Below are 16,309 nucleotides of genomic sequence, written 5' to 3'. Positions count from 1 at the left end.
CAACGACCTTTAACAATCATTCTGTATGCTGTTCGCCATCTCCATGTTCCTCCTCATGGAGATTCTTACTCTCAAACGGATTACTTCCGGTAATAAAACCATAAGACGCGATGACAACGGTCAAATAGACCAACGCAGAGAAAACCCATCGCTTGATTGTCATGTGGAATCGCCCCCTTTTTGCGACAATTTCACCCTCTGTAAACGTAATGCGTTGAGTACCACTGAAACCGAACTAAAGGCCATTGCAGCTCCTGCTACCCAAGGTGCTAGAAGACCGGCGGCAGCAATGGGAATTGCAGCTGTATTATAAACAAAGGCAAAAAACAAGTTTTGTTTAATGTTCCGCATTGTTTTCTCACTTATTACAAAGGCGTCCGCGACACTCATCAAATCTCCCCGCATGAGCGTCACATCAGCAGCTTCAATAGCGATATCCGTGCCAGTTCCAATCGCCATCCCCACATCGGCAACAGCAAGCGCCGGTGCGTCATTAATGCCATCACCAACCATCGCAACCTTTTTTCCTTCTTTTTGCAAGCGGGCAATCTCATCACTTTTTTGTTCTGGTAAAACCTCTGCAATGACTTGATCTATTCCCACTTGTTCTGCAATAGCGGCCGCTGTTAGCTTGTTATCACCTGTAAGTATAATTACCTCAAGACCAAGTTGATGCATGCGCACGATAGCTTCATTTGATGTTTCCTTAACCGTGTCTGCAACAGCTATAACGCCAGCCAATTCATTTCCCACACTAATCAACATCGCTGTTTTCCCTTGCAATTCGAGTTCACGCATTGTGCCTTCCGCTTTTCGCCATGCAATGTTATTTATCTCCATCAGTTTACGCGTACCTACATATACGTCCGATCCATCAATCGTTGCTTGAATACCATAACCAGAAATGGCTTTAAATTGATCGGACGGAAGCAATTGGATGCCTCTTTGTCCTGCGCTTTGAACAATTGCATGCGCCAATGGATGTTCAGATGTATGTTCAGCAGAAGCTGCATACGTGAGTAATTCTCTCTCTTCCATTTCGGTTAAAACAATTAAATCGGTTAATTCTGGTTCACCTTTCGTGACCGTACCAGTTTTGTCAAGCACGATCGTTGTGACAGAGCGAGTGTTTTCAAGATGTTCTCCGCCTTTAAATAATAAACCGTTTTCCGCTGCTCTACCAGAACCTGCCATAATGGATGTTGGAGTCGCGAGACCTAACGCACATGGACACGCAATGACTAAAATGGTAATAAGCGGTACGATACTTGCACGGAAATTACCAGGATCAATGATTAAATACCAGACAAAGAAAGTAGCAACCGCAATTGCAACAACAATAGGTACAAAGATGCCTGATACACGGTCAGCGACGCGTTGAATATCTGCTTTTGATCCTTGTGCATCTTCAACAATCTTCACAATCTGAGCAAGTGCTGTGTCTTTCCCTACTTTAGTTGCAATCATATGAAGTGATCCTTGCTTGTTAATCGTTGCACCAATAAGAGAATCCTTTTCTTTCTTAGTAACTGGTAGAGACTCTCCAGTAATCATCGCTTCATCAACCGAAGATGATCCGCTTTTTACATAGCCATCAACAGGGATTTTCTCGCCTGGACGAATCACGATTTCCATTCCTTCCGTGACCTCATCAATTGGAAGTTCTTTTTCGATTCCACCTTGAATCACTCTTGCTGTTTTAGCTTGTAAGCCAATTAATTTTTTAATGGCCTGGCTTGTTTTTCCTTTTGCTCGTGCTTCAAACCATTTTCCGAGGAGAATCAATGTAATAATTACTGCTGCCGCTTCAAAATAAAGTTCTGGCATACCGACTTGCCCATTTTGAAACCACTCCCAACCAAGAAAGATGCTATAAAAATAAGCAACAGTTGTTCCCAGTGCAATCAATACATCCATATTGGCACTCTTATTTGCGAGTGCTTTATAGGCGCCTCGATAAAACTGGGCACCAACAATAAATTGCACTGGTGTCGCGAGAACCAGCTGAACCCATGGGTTCATAAACATGTCTGGTATATAGATAAAGGAAGTGAATTGAAAATGAGTCACCATCGTCCAAAGCAAGGGCAATGTTAAAATAGCCGAAAACAAAAACAAACCAAACTGTTTATCACTCTGTGCTTCTTTTGCCTCTCCACTTGTTCCGTTTTCTTCCAGTTCGTACCCTAACTTACTAACAACTCGCTTCATTTCAGCCTGATTCGTTTCTGCTTCATTGTAAGTTACTGTGGCTCTTTCTATCGCAAGATTAACCGTTGCTTTTGTGACGCCTGGCATCTTGTTTAACCGCTTTTCAATTCTTGTTGAACAAGCTGCACAGGTCATCCCTCTAACATCAAATACGACTTCCTCATGACGAACCCCATAACCTAGTTTAGCAATTTTCGCTTCGATCTCTTCTAGGTTAGTTGCTTCATCATCATATCTAACGGAAGCTTTTTCAATGGCTAGATTAATTGTTGCCTCTGTAACTCCATCTAATTTCCCTAACCCTTTCTCAATCCGAGTGGCGCACGCTGCACAGGTCATGCCCGTTATCGACATCGATGCTTTTTGTATGCTCAACCGCTTCACCTTCTCCGTAATTGTCCTATTACTCTAATTTGCCTTATGTATGTACTTTAACATACCCCTATAGGGTATATCAAGTTTTTTGTCTTTTCTCTCTTCTATTGACCAATTACAAGCAAACAACTCTCTAGAAAATTAAAAAGCAGCCGCTAAAGGCTACTTCAAAAACGCTATTATTGATAGACTTTCCCATAGACAGCTAAATCTTTAAATTCTTTCCCTTTTTTCACATGGTTTCGAAGTGTTCCTTCAAACGTCATGCCGATCTTCTCCATGACCCTTGTAGAAGCGGGATTGTCGGTAAACGCTTGCGCAAAAATCCTGTGCAAGCCCCGATGATTAAACCCATATTCCATTACTGCTTCGGCCGCTTCAGTACCATACCCTTTTCCCCACTCTTCTTTTTCAATCCAATAACCTAGTTCGCCTCGCAAATGATCTCCGTTCATTTTTAAATGAATCATGCCGATCAATTCATTTTTATCTTTATGAACAATTCCATACAACAAGAGACTCCCTAATAAAACAGCAGCTTTTGTCTGTTCTATAAAGCGCTCTGCGCCACCTTTTGGATAGGGATAAGGTATTGTTAATAGGGACTTAGCGACTTCATAATCACCTACTTTTTGCTCTATGACTAACCCATCGCTCATTTCTAAAGTACGTAAAATTAATCGATCTGTCTTTAAATGTTCCAAACAATCCCCTCCCGTGTATAGCTAGTTTAGCGAATAATCAACAAAAAGCAACAATCAAAAAGAAGGCTATTGAACTTTGACTATAGTTTGAGGATGGGCCACTCAAACAACCATTAACGTCAAAAAAGCCCTTGAGATTTTATCTCAAAGGCAGTTGGTTACTACGGTTTGAACATTTACTCTTTCTCTTGTAAAAACGCAGTTAATGTTGTTAATGCGTCATCCTCATCAGGGCCATCAGCTACTAATGTTACTTCGTCACCTTTTTTTAATACAATGCTCATTAAACCAAGAATACTTTTGCCGTTAATGAGTGAAGATCCTTTTTTCAAATGAACATCCGCTTGGTACTGGCCCGCCTTCTGTACAAAAATGGCCGCCGTTTTAGCGTGCAAACCATCTACAAGCCCAACTGTAACCGTTTTTTCCATGTTTATTCCCCCTCCTGTTTTGCTGCATTCCATGTATATGCAAGAAAGAGGTCCCACATGAACCTTATCTAAAGTATTAGGCATTGCAACAAGAACCTGTTCATACAAATAAACTAATGGACAAGAATTTAAAGGAAGGTGGGATTAGATGAACCGAGAAGAGTGGCTCGATCACATTAGAAAACTACACCCTACAGTAAAAACCATAACGAAAGTTGAATCTGAAAGAGAAAACCTTACTAAACGTATAGACGAGTTAAAAAGCGGACCTCTGAGATGTTTTTACCAATTGCGCTATATGAATACACTCTTTGCCCTAGCAATTATTCCTTACCTATTCTTCTTTCATTTAATAGGAGGGAAGCAGCTCCTTTCTCTCTATCAATTGCTTTTGTTTGATTTCGCCTTATATAAAGGGATTCTCATTTTCCTATTGTTTCTTTTACTCCCAATTAGTCTCTATTTCGTTGTACTGCATGGAAGTAACTTACTTTGGAGACGTCTCGAGCACTACGAAGCAAAAGTCACCCATGCACAAATGGCATTAGAAGAAGCAAAGCAGTTCAAAGAGAAAGCAACAAAAGAACTTAGTGCGAACACCGTCATTCCACTCTATTATTTAAAATCGTATTCACTTAAAAAATTTGAAAACTACTTTAAACACCATCGCGCTGATTGCTTAAAAGAAGCCATTAATCTCTTTGAAACAGAACATCGTTTCTTGCTCCACCAGTATACGATTTTCCGTTTTCATGGTGAGAAACGCTTATATACACGATACGAACAAGCTATTCAATTTGACAAGCAAGCGTAATTTGCTCGCTTGTTTTTTACGTTATTATTGTTTTAATCGCCGTCGTTCCATTCTTGTACTTGGTTCAAACCGATTCGTCTTTGAAGATGGTTTTTTCTTCTTATAAATCACCCATAAACTAATCACGAAAATACCTACAATCCCTCCGATTGTATCGAGGATAACGTCCTCTACTAGAGGCGTTCGATCTGGGACAAGCGATTGCCTGTACTCATCAAATATAGCGTATAGAAATACAATAAAGAAAGAACTCATCATCGCAATGCGCAGACGGCAGAAGTACGCAATTAATCGACAACTAAGAACACCAATTACCATAAACGAAAAAAAGTGAGCCCCTTTTCGTAAAAAGAATTCAATAAAAGACTCTACATTAGAGTGAGCAATACCGATTTGACGTCCGCCATATGTAAATGAAATATCCGCTATAAAAGTCCGCTCAAGCCATGAAAGAGGCAACCTGTTTAGTAAACCCCGCATGTCTTGATTTGCGTATGGAGTCGAACTTGAAAAGGCGATTAAGAACACAGCAAGCCCAAGCAAAGAAACCATCATTCCTATTTTAAACAACCGCACCATTCATTTACTCTCCCCTCTTCTATCAACCCATTATACGACTAATGAATCTCTTTCGTTATGGAAAAAGACGTATCTTTTACAAAAAATAAGACGCCCTCCATTATCTAGGAGAACGCCTTCTCTTTTCCCTTTTACAGTAGACTAAAAGTGCTTCTTGCCAAGAGCGCATTGGCTTGAATCCATTCTCTCTTAATGCCCGGTGGTCAAACACAGAATACGCAGGTCTTTGAGCAGGTCTAGGAAATTCAGCTGTTGTACATTTATTCACAGTTACTTCTTGCTCAGCAAGTTCAAAGATTTTCTTTGCAAACTCATACCAACTGCATGCACCACTATTTGAAACATGATACGTCCCGTAACGTTCTGTTTTTATGAGTTCCACAATTGTTTCTGCAAGGTCCTCTGCATAAGTAGGGGACCCAACTTGATCGGCTACAACTTTTATTTGTTGATTCGACTTACTAAGTTTAACCATTGTCTTCACGAAATTTGATCCTTGATGTCCATACACCCAAGAAGTCCGAACGATATAAAAGCGTGTATGAAGCTCTTCAACTGCTGTTTCACCAGCACGTTTTGATTGTCCATATACCCCAAGGGGGGAAGTTGGCAGCTTTTCATCTAACGGTTTTTTGGTCGTACCATCAAAAACATAATCAGTGCTCACATATACAAACTTGGCGCCTATAAGTTGTGCAGCAGTCACAAGATTTCGTGTGCCTACAGCATTCACTTTAAAAGCCTCCACAGGTTCAGATTCTGCTTGATCTACATTTGTATAAGCTGCACAATGGATAATAACATCTGGCTTCTCTGCAGCAAACGTCTTTGCCACTTGCGTCTCATCAACGATATCCAACTCTTGCCGTCCAAGAGCTACAACATGAAATCCTGATTCTAAACATTGTTTCGTGACAGCAGAGCCAACCTGCCCTTTCGCCCCAGTCACAAGTACTTTCATTGGTCCACCTGACGATAGTCACCTGTTAGTACTCGCCGCCACCAATCCTTCTCTTGAATGTACCAATCAATCGTCTCCACAATACCTTGCTCAAACGTATAATCTGGTTTCCAGCCTAATTCATTCTCTATCTTTGTTGAATCGATTGCGTAACGACGATCATGACCAAGGCGGTCCTCAACGAAATGAATCAACTCTTCAGATACACCTAATGTCTGAACGATTCGCTGCACAATATCCATATTTGTATGTTCATTGTGTCCACCAATGTTATAAACTTCGCCTGGTTTTCCTTTTCTTAGCACTAGATTAATGGCCTTGCAATGATCATCGACATGAAGCCAATCTCTTATATGCTGTCCATCGCCGTAAACTGGCAATGGCTTATTTTGCAAGGCGTTTGTAATCATGAGTGGAATAAGTTTCTCTGGGAAGTGATAAGGTCCATAATTATTTGAACACCTCGTAATCATGACATCCATTCCGTAAGTCTCATAATAAGCACGCACAAGCAAGTCTGCAGCTGCTTTGCTCGCAGAATATGGGCTATTTGGAGCAAGAGGCGTTTCCTCTGTAAAATAACCTGTTGGACCAAGCGACCCGTACACTTCATCGGTTGAGATCTGAATGTACTTTTTTACACCAACCGCTTTTGCTGCCTCAAGCAATGTTTGGGTTCCTACTACATTGGTTTGTACAAAGATGCCTGAATGCTCAATGCTTCGATCAACATGTGATTCAGCGGCAAAGTGAACAACTGCGTTAACCTCGTGGTTTTGCATTGTTTCCTCAACCATTTTCCGGTCACAAACGTCGCCACGGATAAATGTACAACCTTGCACTTGTTTTAAATTATCAAGATTACCCGCATAAGTAAGCTTGTCATAAACAATTAGATGATCTTCAGGGTGGCGATTTGCTAGATACCGGACAAAGGCACTACCGATAAAACCGGCGCCTCCAGTAATAAACACGTTCATCTTATCTTCTCTCCCCCAATTAAAAATTCATATCTGCTTCATGAAATAACGGGTGTGATCGATCTTTTTTTGAAAGAACCGGGTTGCTACACGGCCAATCAATCGCAAATGTCGGATCGTTCCAGCGAATACCACGATCGTTTTGTGGAGAATAGGAATGGTCAACTTTATATGCGACAAGCGTATCTGGCACAAGCGTACAAAACCCATGAGCAAACCCTTTTGGCACAACGAGTTGTCGTTGGTTATAAGCACTCAAAACAACGCCAACCCATTGTTTGTAGGTTGGTGACTCTTTTCGAATATCAACAGCAACATCATAGATTGCACCTTGGACACAACGAACAATTTTTGTTTGAGCATCCGGTATAAGCTGATAATGTAGACCTCGGAGTGTACCGGCTGGTTTGGATAAAGACTGATTATCTTGCACAAAATCCCCGTTCAGCCCTAGTTTTTCTAATGTCCCTTTGTTATACGTTTCTAAAAAATATCCTCGATCATCGGCATACACATTCGGTTCAATCATGACAACATCTTTAAGGTTTGTTTGTAGAATTTCCACGTTATTTTCCCCCTCGCTTAGCAACACTAAGCAAATATGCACCATATTCATTTTTTTTGAGAGGCTGAGCAAGTTCTGCTAGTTTCTCTTTGGAGATATAGCCCATCCGATAAGCGATTTCTTCTATACATGCAATTTTTAAGCTTTGTCGCTTCTCAATTGTCTGTATAAATTGTGATGCTTCAAGTAAAGACTCATGAGTACCTGTATCGAGCCAAGCAATCCCTCTGCCAAGGCGTTCAACATGTAGACAACCTAATTCCAAATAGGCTTTATTGACATCCGTAATTTCAAGTTCGCCACGGTCAGACGGTTGCAGCTGTTTTGCTATTTCAACGACCCTGTTATCATAAAAATAAAGTCCAGTAACCGCATAGTTTGACTTTGGTTGTGCTGGTTTTTCTTCAATCGATCGAACGTTTCCACTTTCATCATAATCAACAACACCAAATCGTTCCGGATCCTTTACGTAATAGCCAAATACGGTTGCCCCTGTATTTTTTTCAATTGCTTTTACAAGTAATTCAGGTAACCCGTGTCCATAAAAGAGATTGTCGCCTAAAATGAGGGCTACATCGCTCTTGCCGATAAACGTCTCCCCAATGATAAATGCTTGCGCTAATCCCCCTGGATCTGGCTGAATTGCATATTCTAAACTGATACCAAGGTTCCTACCATCCCCAAGCACTTGTTCATATCGACCTGTATCTTCCGGTGTGGATATAATTAAAAACTCTTTCATTCCCGTCAACATTAACAATGAAAGCGTATAATAGATCATTGGCTTATCATAAATTGGCAAAAGCTGTTTCGATATTGCCCGGGTAATTGGATATAACCTCGTACCACTACCTCCTGCTAAAATTATCCCTTTCATACGCACCACCTTTCTGCTCCCCGATGCCCATATAGACCAATCTATGCGGCAAAAAAAAAAAACTGCATCTTTTATGCAGATTTCTCATTTCTCCATCTGTTCTTTTCCTCTTTTTCGCATTACGATAATGTAATAAATCATTACTCCAAAGAGCCAGACTAGGATGCCTCCTGGAACTACCCAAAATCCCTCGATTACCCGATCCGTTGCGACAAGGCTAAAATCTATAAAGATAGCAAAAAACAAAGAAACTATAGTGAGATTCATTTGAGCAATAAAATCTCGACACAATTGGATAAGCACAGCAGCATTTGCCTCTGTTACTTGGACGGGAAAATTCATCATTCTTACTGCAAATCGCACTCCAAACATCGCTCCCGCCATCACCGTAGCTAAAATTGGTAAAATGATGATTGTCCATTTTGGCCCATACGAATAATTTCCTCCACTAAGAGAAGATGAATGAATCGGTACTTCTTGCGGCAATGAAGGTACTAGATAAATAAAGAAGCCCCACTGAATAACGAGCAAGATAAAACATCCAAAGTAGAGATTTCTCTCAAGTATCGATGCCTTTACTTTCGGAGGATTAAACTCAATATCATTCATTAAAACAGTGCCCCCTTCGTTCATTTCATTATTACCTATACGAAAGATAAACCAAATCGTTTCATACTACAAACTAGCACTAGATCTCGAATCGCTTCACAAACAATGAAAAGAGGGGGAGGGATTTAAAATGCACTTGTATGTTACTAATGGCTTTATTAAAAATACCCCAGAGATAAACTCTGAGGTATTTTATCTATGTTCTACAGGAAACAAAGTCGACTTGCTTAAATCTACTTAATCCACGTATTGCAAATCAACTAATCCGTCTATATCAGTTGATCTCATTTGACCAGCTTCATGACTTATTTCGGCCATTTCCCTTAATACTTGTTCATTTACATCTACCGTTGGAAATAACCGTTCCATTGATTGTTTGATCTCATCTAAATCAAGTTCATTCGACGTTTCAGCTTCAATATGAGACACAAAAAGTTCTGCCGCTTTATCTGGATTGTCTTGAACAAACTCAACAGCTCGAGTATGAGCACGTAAGTAGGCACGCGTTAAGTCTTCATTTACTTCAATAAAATTATGAGAAGCGGTAACAACAGTATTTGTAGACTCTTCTCCCCAAGCAAACTCATCGGCATCTAATAAGAACGCTGCATCTAAATTATCCGCTAAGAAACTTCCCCACGGTTCTTGAGTTGCAGCAGCAGCCACATCTTCTTGCATGAATAAGGTTGACGTATCAGCGGGAGCCTGAGGCACAAGATTTACATCATCTGCCTCCACACCAGCATCAGCAAGTGCTTTTCGTAACATTAAGTCTTGGGTTGAACCAATGGTTGGGATAGCTACACTTTCACCTGCTAAGTCCTCTACAGAGTCAATTCCTGCCCCATCTCGTGCCATAAGAACTGCGCCACCATTCACAGCCCCTGCTACAATTGAATGTGCCGGTTCTTGCGTGTAAATATTCATCGCTGGTCCAGGACCAACTGTACCGATATCAATTTCATTTGACGACATCGCCTCCATAAAAGCACCACCATCTGGCACAGTCATCGTTGTAAAAGTGGCTTCATCACCAAATTCCTCAGTAAAATAATCATTTTCAAGCGCAACAATTGTTGCGATATGCGTTAAATTCGGAAAGTATGCAATTCGCACTTCTCCTTCCGTTGCTCCCCCCCCACAGGCCGCAAGTACTGCACCTGTGCTAATTGCAGCTATACCAACTTTTACTGATGCTTTCATATCCATTTCTCTCCCTTTATCTCTTTAATTTAAACCGGGTTTTAACCCCCACCTTTTTTGGACAGTACGCTCCATCCGTAAAAACACAAGGTTATCAACAATTGTGCCGACAACACCTATGATAATCATAATTGATAACACTAAATCCATTTGCTGTAGCGAACGACCCATACTTAACAAATAACCAAGACCTCCTGAAGCACCTAGAAGCTCACCTGCCATAATGGCACGCCAAGCAAATGCCCAAGCCATTCTTAATCCCGAGATTAAATGGGGCACCGAAGCTGGCAAGATGACCGTACGTGCCAAATGACCACCACTCGAACCAAGCGTTTTCGCGACATTCATATAGAGACTTGGCACATTTTTAAATCCGGTGCTTGCGCTAACAGTCATGGTCCAAGTAGCCCCAATTGTGACAATAAACAATATGGCTGCATTTCCAAGTCCAAACCAAACAATTGCTAATGGAAACCAAACGATACTCGGAATGGATTGTAATGCAGTAACTAAAAAACCAAGAGTATCATCAATAAGTTTGTAACGGGCAATTAAATAACCAAGAATAAGACCTAGTGTAATCGCTATTGCGAAACCTATAAGCAAACGCCCTAATGTTATTCCAGTAGCTTGTAAAATCTGACCAGATAGTAATCCATTTACTAATGTACTTAGTACAGTTATACCCCCAGGGTCATTTGGAATAAGTAGCGGGGGAAATAAGAAGGTCGGAAATGGTCCAACTTTAGATATGATCTCCCAAGTGGCCACGATCATCGCGATGAACACGATCCGTCTTATAGCTGTAACCATCACCAAACTCCTCCTTTAATACTTTTTCCATTTCTTCTTCAAGTTCAGCAAGAATTCTTCGCTCTAAATCAACCAAATTACTATCAGAAGAATCACGTGGTAAAGCTACTTGAACAGGAAATTCTTTTTTGATCCGCCCAGGTCTAGTCCCCATTAAAACAATGCGATTTGAAAGCATAACAGCCTCGCGGATATTATGTGTAATAAATAAAATGGTCTTTCCAGTATTTGCCCAAATTTCAAGCAACTCTTTATGAAGAACCATTCGTGTTTGTTCATCTAGAGCAGCAAAAGGTTCATCCATTAGTAAAATGTCAGGATCCATTACGAGCGCTCTTGCAATCGCTACTCTCTGCTTCATTCCACCAGAAAGTTCGTGGGGATAAGCTTTCGTGAAATTGCCAAGGTGAACCATTCGCAATCCTTCCAACGCTTTATCTGAACTTTCTTTATTTGAAAAACCTTTTAATTTCAAACCATACGTTACATTTTCAAGTACATTCATCCAAGGAAACAACCCTGCCTCTTGAAAAACAACGACCCGATCATTTCCCGGTTTTCTAACCGTTTCTCCATTGACGATCACTTCTCCACTAGAAGGCAAGTCAAGCCCGGCAATTAAATTTAAAATTGTAGATTTCCCACAACCAGAAGGACCGAGAAGCGAGACAAAATCGCCTTGGTTAATGGTTAAATCAATCTGATTTAGAACATGTAGTTCTTCATTTTTGTCTTTTTGAAACGACTTTTCTATTTGTTTAAGCTGAACTTGCACAACTATCCCCACCTATTCCTATAAAACCTAGTTATATGATATGGATTAATGTTTTTATTAGTGTAATTGACAAATCCAGAATCGTCAAACAAAAGATACCTTGATGTAAATAAATAAAAGGTGGATAAGTTTTTATTCCGTGCCACAAAATAGAATATACTGTCTTTTTCAGATTAAGCAATTTCCCCTTGTCGTACAAAGATGAACATGCTATGATTCGAAACTTATGAATGATTATCAGGAGGATCTCATTGAGACATACAAAACTCGATTGGCCTACATTTGCGATAAGCGGAGGTTTATTGCTTCTATTTGTAATTGCCTCTTTGATTAATGCAGATGTTGTTGGGTCATTAATTAATACTGGCTTTGCTTGGTCATCAAATTATTTCGGAGCTTTTTGGCAAGTGCTTATGCTTGTGACCTTTTTCGTTGTCGTTGCAATGAGCTTCACTGAACTAGGGACAGTCCGGCTCGGAGATAAAAACAAACCACAAATTTCTCGTTTTAAATGGTTAGCGATGATTATGACAACTCTCTTAGCTGGTGGAGGAGTTTTCTGGGCAGCTGCGGAACCAATGTATCATTATTTAGACACACCGCCATTCTTTGAAGAAAGTGGCGCAACTGCAACGGCGGTTCAGGCTGGATTATCCACAGGATTTTTGCATTGGGGTTTCATTGGATGGAGTATGATTGGTACTCTTGGCGTTGTCGTTCTAATGTACGCGAAGAAAAAAGGACAGCCACTAAAGCCACGCGCTTTGCTATACCCGATTTTCGGTGAACGTATTATGAAAAAAAGTGTACTTGGTACCACAGTAGATATTGTCTCGATTTTAGCTGCTTGTGCAGGGACAATCGGTCCAATTGGCTTCTTAGGCTTACAAGCCGGCTATGGCTTGAATTTGGTATTCGGATTGCCAGACACATTTGCCACACAGCTTGCAATGATTTTTATACTCGTAGGAATTTCAGCAGTATCTGCGGCAACGGGTGTTCATCAAGGTATTCAGTGGTTAAGTCGATTTAATATTATCTTTACGCTTGTGTTAGCAATAGCAATCTTATTCCTTGGACCAGCTCGCTTCGTCATCGATAACTTTATTAGCGGATTTGGCTCTTACTTGCAAAACTTTCTACCAATGAGCACTTACAGAGGTGATGAAGGCTGGCTTTCCAGATGGACAGTTTTCTTCTGGGCTTGGTTTATTGGATTTGGTCCAATAATGGCGATCTTTATAAGCCGGATTTCTGAGGGTCGAACGATTCGCGAATTGTTTCTTTCTGTCATAATCATCGCCCCAATCGTTACTAATTTTTGGTTTACTGTTGTCGGTGGGACTGGGCTATCCTTTGAAATAAACAACCCTGGTTCTGTAAGTGAACCCCTTTTTGAAGGAGGGTTACCAGCGTCTGTGTTTACAATTGTTTCACAGCTTCCACTTGGCACGATCTTTGTGGTTGCCTTTCTAGTAGTCACGTGCGTCTTTGTTGCAACAACTGCTGACACAATTGCATATTCAATTTCAATGATTCTTACAGGACAAAACACACCTCCAAGAGGTATCCGTATATTTTGGGCGCTCATCTTTGGTGCCGTTGCTTCTGTCCTTCTGTTTTTAGGTCAAGGCAGCATTGATTCGCTCCAGTCCTTCATTGTATTAACAGCAGTCCCTGTATCCCTTGTTATGCTTCCGACTCTCTGGCTAGCACCACAAACAGCTCGTAAGTTGCTGAAAGAGCAAAATTCAAAAATGAAATAGCAACACAAAAGAACCCAATGACTTTTTCTCATTGGGTTCTTTTATTTACATCAATCTGAACCAGTGACTTATATATCTCTTTCTCATACTTTTTATAAGAAGTTAACTCTTTTTTCTCCTTTATTTACTTAACACCCGATAAATATAGTCACCATGCCCTCTTGCTAATTCTACTTCATCATCTGAAAAAATCCAGAAATAGGAAAATGTTATCCCTTCTTCTTCCCCGCCTCCAGTAGGAGAAATTGTCCATTCATCTTCGGCCGTATTTATCTGCATCTCATAAAAGAAACGTTCATGTCTGGTCCCATCGTCCGCCTTCCAACAGTCTTCTGCAACTTTCTTAACAGATAAAAACTCTACTAACCCTGTTTCTTCAGCCATCTCCCTAATAACCGCTTCATATGGAGTTTCCCCTGATTTAATTGTTCCTTTTGGGATTTGAATCCCCGCTTCTTCCACCGAATGTCTAAACACTAACAGCTGTTTTTCTCCCTGATTCATCCTCGTTATGTGCCCATATGCTTTTTTCGTCATGAAATCCCTACCTTAGAAGGTTTTTATTATAGTATACCGAATATTTCTTTACTTGTACTTAATCTTAACATTACATATAACGCGTACAATATAATAAGGATTCAACCTTTACGAACCTCCTACGTTCCTACGTTTAACAGATTAACAAGCAAAAAAGTCTAGCAAACACAAGCACAATTTTATAGGGGGAAACCATATTGGGAAAGAAACAGTTTACAAAAGAAGAAAGTAGTTGGATGTTATACGACTGGGCAAATTCTGCTTATTCTATTATCATCACAACCGCTGTGTTTCCACTTTTCTTTAAAGCAGTTGCAACAGATGCTGGCATCAGCGATGTTAATTCAACTGCTTACCTTGGCTACACCATTGCGATTGCTACATTTATCTTAGCAATGCTTAGTCCTATACTTGGAACAATTGCCGATTACAAAGGACTAAAGAAACGTTTTTTTGCTTTCTTTTTTGCTATAGGTGTTGGTTCCACTGCTATGATGGCATTTGTACCAGGAGATAACTGGCTCACTTTTCTTATTCTTTATACGATCACTGCAGTCGGATTTGCTGGAGCAAATATTTTTTATGATGCATTTTTAGTTGATGTGTCAAAAGAAGAGAAAATGCACGATGTATCTTCAAGAGGTTACGGCCTTGGCTACATAGGGAGCTGTATTCCCTTTCTAATTAGTATCGCTATTATCGTTTTAGCACAAATGGAGATTATTCCAATTTCATTTGGTGCGGCCAGTAAAATTGCTTTTTTGATCACAGCACTTTGGTGGGGCCTTTTTACAATCCCACTTTTTAAACATGTGAAACAACACTACTATATTGAACGAGTTCCGAATCCAATCTCCACGAGTTTTAAACGACTCGGTCACACATTTAAAGAAATGAAACAATATCGTCCACTCTTTCTTTTCTTGCTTGCTTACTTCTTTTATATTGATGGTGTTGGTACGATTATTAAAATGTCAACTGCATACGGAAGCGACTTAGGCATCAGTGCGACCGATCTTCTTATCGTCCTATTCATTACACAAATTGTTGCCGCTCCATTTTCCATTTTATATGGACGTCTGGCACAACGATTTACTGGCAAAAAAATGCTTTATGTTGGCATTTGTGTTTATATTATTGTTTGCATTTATGCATTCTTTTTACGAACAACGTTTGATTTCTGGATATTAGCAATGCTTGTTGCTACTTCTCAAGGAGGCATTCAAGCATTAAGTCGTTCTTATTTTGCTAAGCTAATTCCAAAACATAAATCGAATGAGTTTTTTGGTTTTTATAATGTGTTTGGCAAATTTGCTGCAATTATGGGACCTTTGCTCCTCGGAATTACCGCACAACTTACTGGTAATACGAACGCAGGTGTGTTTAGCCTAGTTATCCTTTTTATTATCGGTCTCGTCTTACTTGCAATGGTTCCAGAAACAAGCATCGCTAAAAAACAAATGAATGTCAGTTGAATAGAACTTCATCATCGTTTACAAACTCAATCGTATCAGCTGTTCGTGTAGATGCATCTTTTCCAATGAGCTTGGCAACAACATGCAAAGACATATTGATACCTGATGACACTCCCGCCGCTGTTATTACATTTCCTTCGTCCACATACTTAGCGCCCTTTATTGCTTCAGTATCGGGAAATCGCTTTGCTAAAAGACGGATGGCCGCTTTATTTGTTGTTGCTTTCTTTCCTTTTAACAACCCTGCTTTCGCCACAAAAAACGCCCCAGTGCATACAGACGTTACAATCTTATCTTCTTGTGAAGCAATCCACTGAATAATCTCTTTATCGGTGGTTACAGATTCGATTGCCTTTAGAGGTCCTCCTGGCACAACAATTACATCAAAACGAGGGTGGTTTGAAAAACGATATTCCGGCTGTATCACAAGACCGTGATTCGCTTTAATTCGCTCCCCGTCTTTTGATACTGTATGAACAGTAAATGGTTTATCCAATGACTCATTCCTCATCAAATCCTTAACATCTTCTGCTTTGAACGTCGTCATATTAAACACTTCATATGGACCTGCGAAATCTAAAACATCAACATGATCAAATAATAGTATACCAACGCGATAATTCGTTTTCACCAT

18 protein-coding genes are annotated in these 16,309 nt (G+C 40.2%); 3 read left to right on the top strand and 15 right to left on the bottom strand.

Annotated features, from left to right (window positions below):
* Positions 1-16: 16 nt before the first annotated feature.
* The 4 genes from BK584_RS24770 to BK584_RS19740 form a co-directional block, all read right to left on the bottom strand.
* Entirely contained in the window at positions 17-163 is a 147-nt protein-coding gene (locus tag BK584_RS24770; protein WP_169871403.1) for a hypothetical protein, read from the bottom strand.
* Positions 160-2,586, bottom strand: coding sequence for a heavy metal translocating P-type ATPase (locus BK584_RS19750; protein ID WP_218970347.1), 2,427 nt, complete (start codon positions 2,584-2,586; stop codon positions 160-162). Before BK584_RS19750 ends, BK584_RS24770 begins: the two co-directional genes overlap by 4 nt.
* 179 nt (positions 2,587-2,765) lie before the next feature.
* Positions 2,766-3,290 carry a GNAT family N-acetyltransferase gene (locus BK584_RS19745; protein ID WP_078394171.1) on the bottom strand — a complete coding sequence of 175 codons (525 nt, stop codon included), beginning with the start codon at positions 3,288-3,290 and terminating at the stop codon, positions 2,766-2,768.
* Between the two features lie 176 nt (positions 3,291-3,466).
* Positions 3,467-3,721, bottom strand: a complete 255-nt coding sequence (locus BK584_RS19740) for an HPr family phosphocarrier protein (RefSeq protein ID WP_078394170.1) — start codon at positions 3,719-3,721, stop codon at positions 3,467-3,469.
* 148 nt (positions 3,722-3,869) lie between these two features.
* Between BK584_RS19740 and BK584_RS19735 the strand changes: the two genes are divergently transcribed.
* Positions 3,870-4,535 carry a hypothetical protein gene (locus tag BK584_RS19735; RefSeq protein WP_078394169.1) on the top strand — a complete coding sequence of 222 codons (666 nt, stop codon included), beginning with the start codon at positions 3,870-3,872 and terminating at the stop codon, positions 4,533-4,535.
* A 24-nt stretch (positions 4,536-4,559) separates the two neighbouring features.
* On the opposite strand, the gene BK584_RS19730 is transcribed toward BK584_RS19735, so the two are convergent.
* The 9 genes from BK584_RS19730 to BK584_RS19690 all read right to left on the bottom strand — a co-directional run bounded on the left by BK584_RS19730 (position 4,560) and on the right by BK584_RS19690 (position 11,897).
* Positions 4,560-5,114, bottom strand: coding sequence for a VanZ family protein (locus tag BK584_RS19730; protein ID WP_078394168.1), 555 nt, complete (start codon positions 5,112-5,114; stop codon positions 4,560-4,562).
* 100 nt (positions 5,115-5,214) lie between these two features.
* Positions 5,215-6,075, bottom strand: a complete 861-nt coding sequence (rfbD, locus tag BK584_RS19725; protein ID WP_078394167.1) for a dTDP-4-dehydrorhamnose reductase — start codon at positions 6,073-6,075, stop codon at positions 5,215-5,217.
* Positions 6,072-7,055 carry a dTDP-glucose 4,6-dehydratase gene (gene rfbB, locus BK584_RS19720; protein WP_078394166.1) on the bottom strand — a complete coding sequence of 328 codons (984 nt, stop codon included), beginning with the start codon at positions 7,053-7,055 and terminating at the stop codon, positions 6,072-6,074. The genes rfbD and rfbB overlap by 4 nt, the downstream gene beginning before the upstream one ends.
* 19 nt (positions 7,056-7,074) lie before the next feature.
* Positions 7,075-7,620, bottom strand: a complete 546-nt coding sequence (gene rfbC / locus BK584_RS19715; protein WP_078394165.1) for a dTDP-4-dehydrorhamnose 3,5-epimerase — start codon at positions 7,618-7,620, stop codon at positions 7,075-7,077.
* Between the two features lies 1 nt (position 7,621).
* Positions 7,622-8,497 carry a glucose-1-phosphate thymidylyltransferase RfbA gene (gene rfbA / locus BK584_RS19710; protein WP_078394164.1) on the bottom strand — a complete coding sequence of 292 codons (876 nt, stop codon included), beginning with the start codon at positions 8,495-8,497 and terminating at the stop codon, positions 7,622-7,624.
* A gap of 84 nt (positions 8,498-8,581) precedes the next feature.
* Positions 8,582-9,106 carry a DUF1648 domain-containing protein gene (locus BK584_RS19705; RefSeq protein ID WP_078394163.1) on the bottom strand — a complete coding sequence of 175 codons (525 nt, stop codon included), beginning with the start codon at positions 9,104-9,106 and terminating at the stop codon, positions 8,582-8,584.
* A 237-nt stretch (positions 9,107-9,343) separates the two neighbouring features.
* Positions 9,344-10,309 carry an ABC transporter substrate-binding protein gene (locus tag BK584_RS19700; RefSeq protein ID WP_078394162.1) on the bottom strand — a complete coding sequence of 322 codons (966 nt, stop codon included), beginning with the start codon at positions 10,307-10,309 and terminating at the stop codon, positions 9,344-9,346.
* A gap of 24 nt (positions 10,310-10,333) precedes the next feature.
* Positions 10,334-11,122 carry an ABC transporter permease gene (locus BK584_RS19695; RefSeq protein ID WP_078394161.1) on the bottom strand — a complete coding sequence of 263 codons (789 nt, stop codon included), beginning with the start codon at positions 11,120-11,122 and terminating at the stop codon, positions 10,334-10,336.
* Positions 11,055-11,897, bottom strand: a complete 843-nt coding sequence (locus tag BK584_RS19690) for an ABC transporter ATP-binding protein (RefSeq protein ID WP_078394160.1) — start codon at positions 11,895-11,897, stop codon at positions 11,055-11,057. Before BK584_RS19690 ends, BK584_RS19695 begins: the two co-directional genes overlap by 68 nt.
* A gap of 251 nt (positions 11,898-12,148) precedes the next feature.
* Here BK584_RS19690 and BK584_RS19685 point away from each other — a divergent pair, with 251 nt between their 5' ends.
* Entirely contained in the window at positions 12,149-13,663 is a 1,515-nt protein-coding gene (locus BK584_RS19685) for a BCCT family transporter (protein WP_245808916.1), read from the top strand.
* Positions 13,664-13,783: 120 nt separating this feature from the next.
* Here the strand turns inward: BK584_RS19685 and BK584_RS19680 are convergent, their stop codons facing one another.
* Complete coding sequence (locus BK584_RS19680; RefSeq protein ID WP_078394158.1) at positions 13,784-14,200, bottom strand: NUDIX hydrolase; 417 nt, start codon at positions 14,198-14,200, stop codon at positions 13,784-13,786.
* A 197-nt stretch (positions 14,201-14,397) separates the two neighbouring features.
* Here BK584_RS19680 and BK584_RS19675 point away from each other — a divergent pair, with 197 nt between their 5' ends.
* Positions 14,398-15,675, top strand: a complete 1,278-nt coding sequence (locus tag BK584_RS19675) for an MFS transporter (RefSeq protein ID WP_139365716.1) — start codon at positions 14,398-14,400, stop codon at positions 15,673-15,675.
* Here the strand turns inward: BK584_RS19675 and BK584_RS19670 are convergent.
* On the bottom strand, positions 15,668-16,309 hold the full coding sequence (locus tag BK584_RS19670; RefSeq protein ID WP_078394157.1) for a DJ-1/PfpI family protein: 642 nt from the start codon (positions 16,307-16,309) through the stop codon (positions 15,668-15,670). The genes BK584_RS19675 and BK584_RS19670 overlap by 8 nt on opposite strands.

The sequence above is a fragment of the Shouchella patagoniensis genome (assembly GCF_002019705.1).
In the GTDB taxonomy this organism is placed as follows: domain Bacteria; phylum Bacillota; class Bacilli; order Bacillales; family Bacillaceae_D; genus Shouchella; species Shouchella patagoniensis.
Note: the sequence above shows the minus strand (reverse complement) of the source record. Positions and strands in the feature narration are given on the sequence as shown.

What these genes read in the sequence shown, in the direction of transcription:
- BK584_RS24770 (WP_169871403.1), bottom strand. Translation starts at nt 163, where the DNA reads ATGACAATCAAGCGATGGGTTTTCTCTGCGTTGGTCTATTTGACCGTT.
- BK584_RS19740 (WP_078394170.1), bottom strand. Translation starts at nt 3,721, where the DNA reads ATGGAAAAAACGGTTACAGTTGGGCTTGTAGATGGTTTGCACGCTAAA.
- BK584_RS19735 (WP_078394169.1), top strand. Translation starts at nt 3,870, where the DNA reads ATGAACCGAGAAGAGTGGCTCGATCACATTAGAAAACTACACCCTACA.
- BK584_RS19730 (WP_078394168.1), bottom strand. Translation starts at nt 5,114, where the DNA reads ATGGTGCGGTTGTTTAAAATAGGAATGATGGTTTCTTTGCTTGGGCTT.
- rfbD (WP_078394167.1), bottom strand. Translation starts at nt 6,075, where the DNA reads ATGAAAGTACTTGTGACTGGGGCGAAAGGGCAGGTTGGCTCTGCTGTC.
- rfbB (WP_078394166.1), bottom strand. Translation starts at nt 7,055, where the DNA reads ATGAACGTGTTTATTACTGGAGGCGCCGGTTTTATCGGTAGTGCCTTT.
- rfbA (WP_078394164.1), bottom strand. Translation starts at nt 8,497, where the DNA reads ATGAAAGGGATAATTTTAGCAGGAGGTAGTGGTACGAGGTTATATCCA.
- BK584_RS19705 (WP_078394163.1), bottom strand. Translation starts at nt 9,106, where the DNA reads ATGAATGATATTGAGTTTAATCCTCCGAAAGTAAAGGCATCGATACTT.
- BK584_RS19700 (WP_078394162.1), bottom strand. Translation starts at nt 10,309, where the DNA reads ATGAAAGCATCAGTAAAAGTTGGTATAGCTGCAATTAGCACAGGTGCA.
- BK584_RS19695 (WP_078394161.1), bottom strand. Translation starts at nt 11,122, where the DNA reads ATGGTTACAGCTATAAGACGGATCGTGTTCATCGCGATGATCGTGGCC.
- BK584_RS19680 (WP_078394158.1), bottom strand. Translation starts at nt 14,200, where the DNA reads ATGACGAAAAAAGCATATGGGCACATAACGAGGATGAATCAGGGAGAA.
- BK584_RS19670 (WP_078394157.1), bottom strand. Translation starts at nt 16,309, where the DNA reads ATGGTGAAAACGAATTATCGCGTTGGTATACTATTATTTGATCATGTT.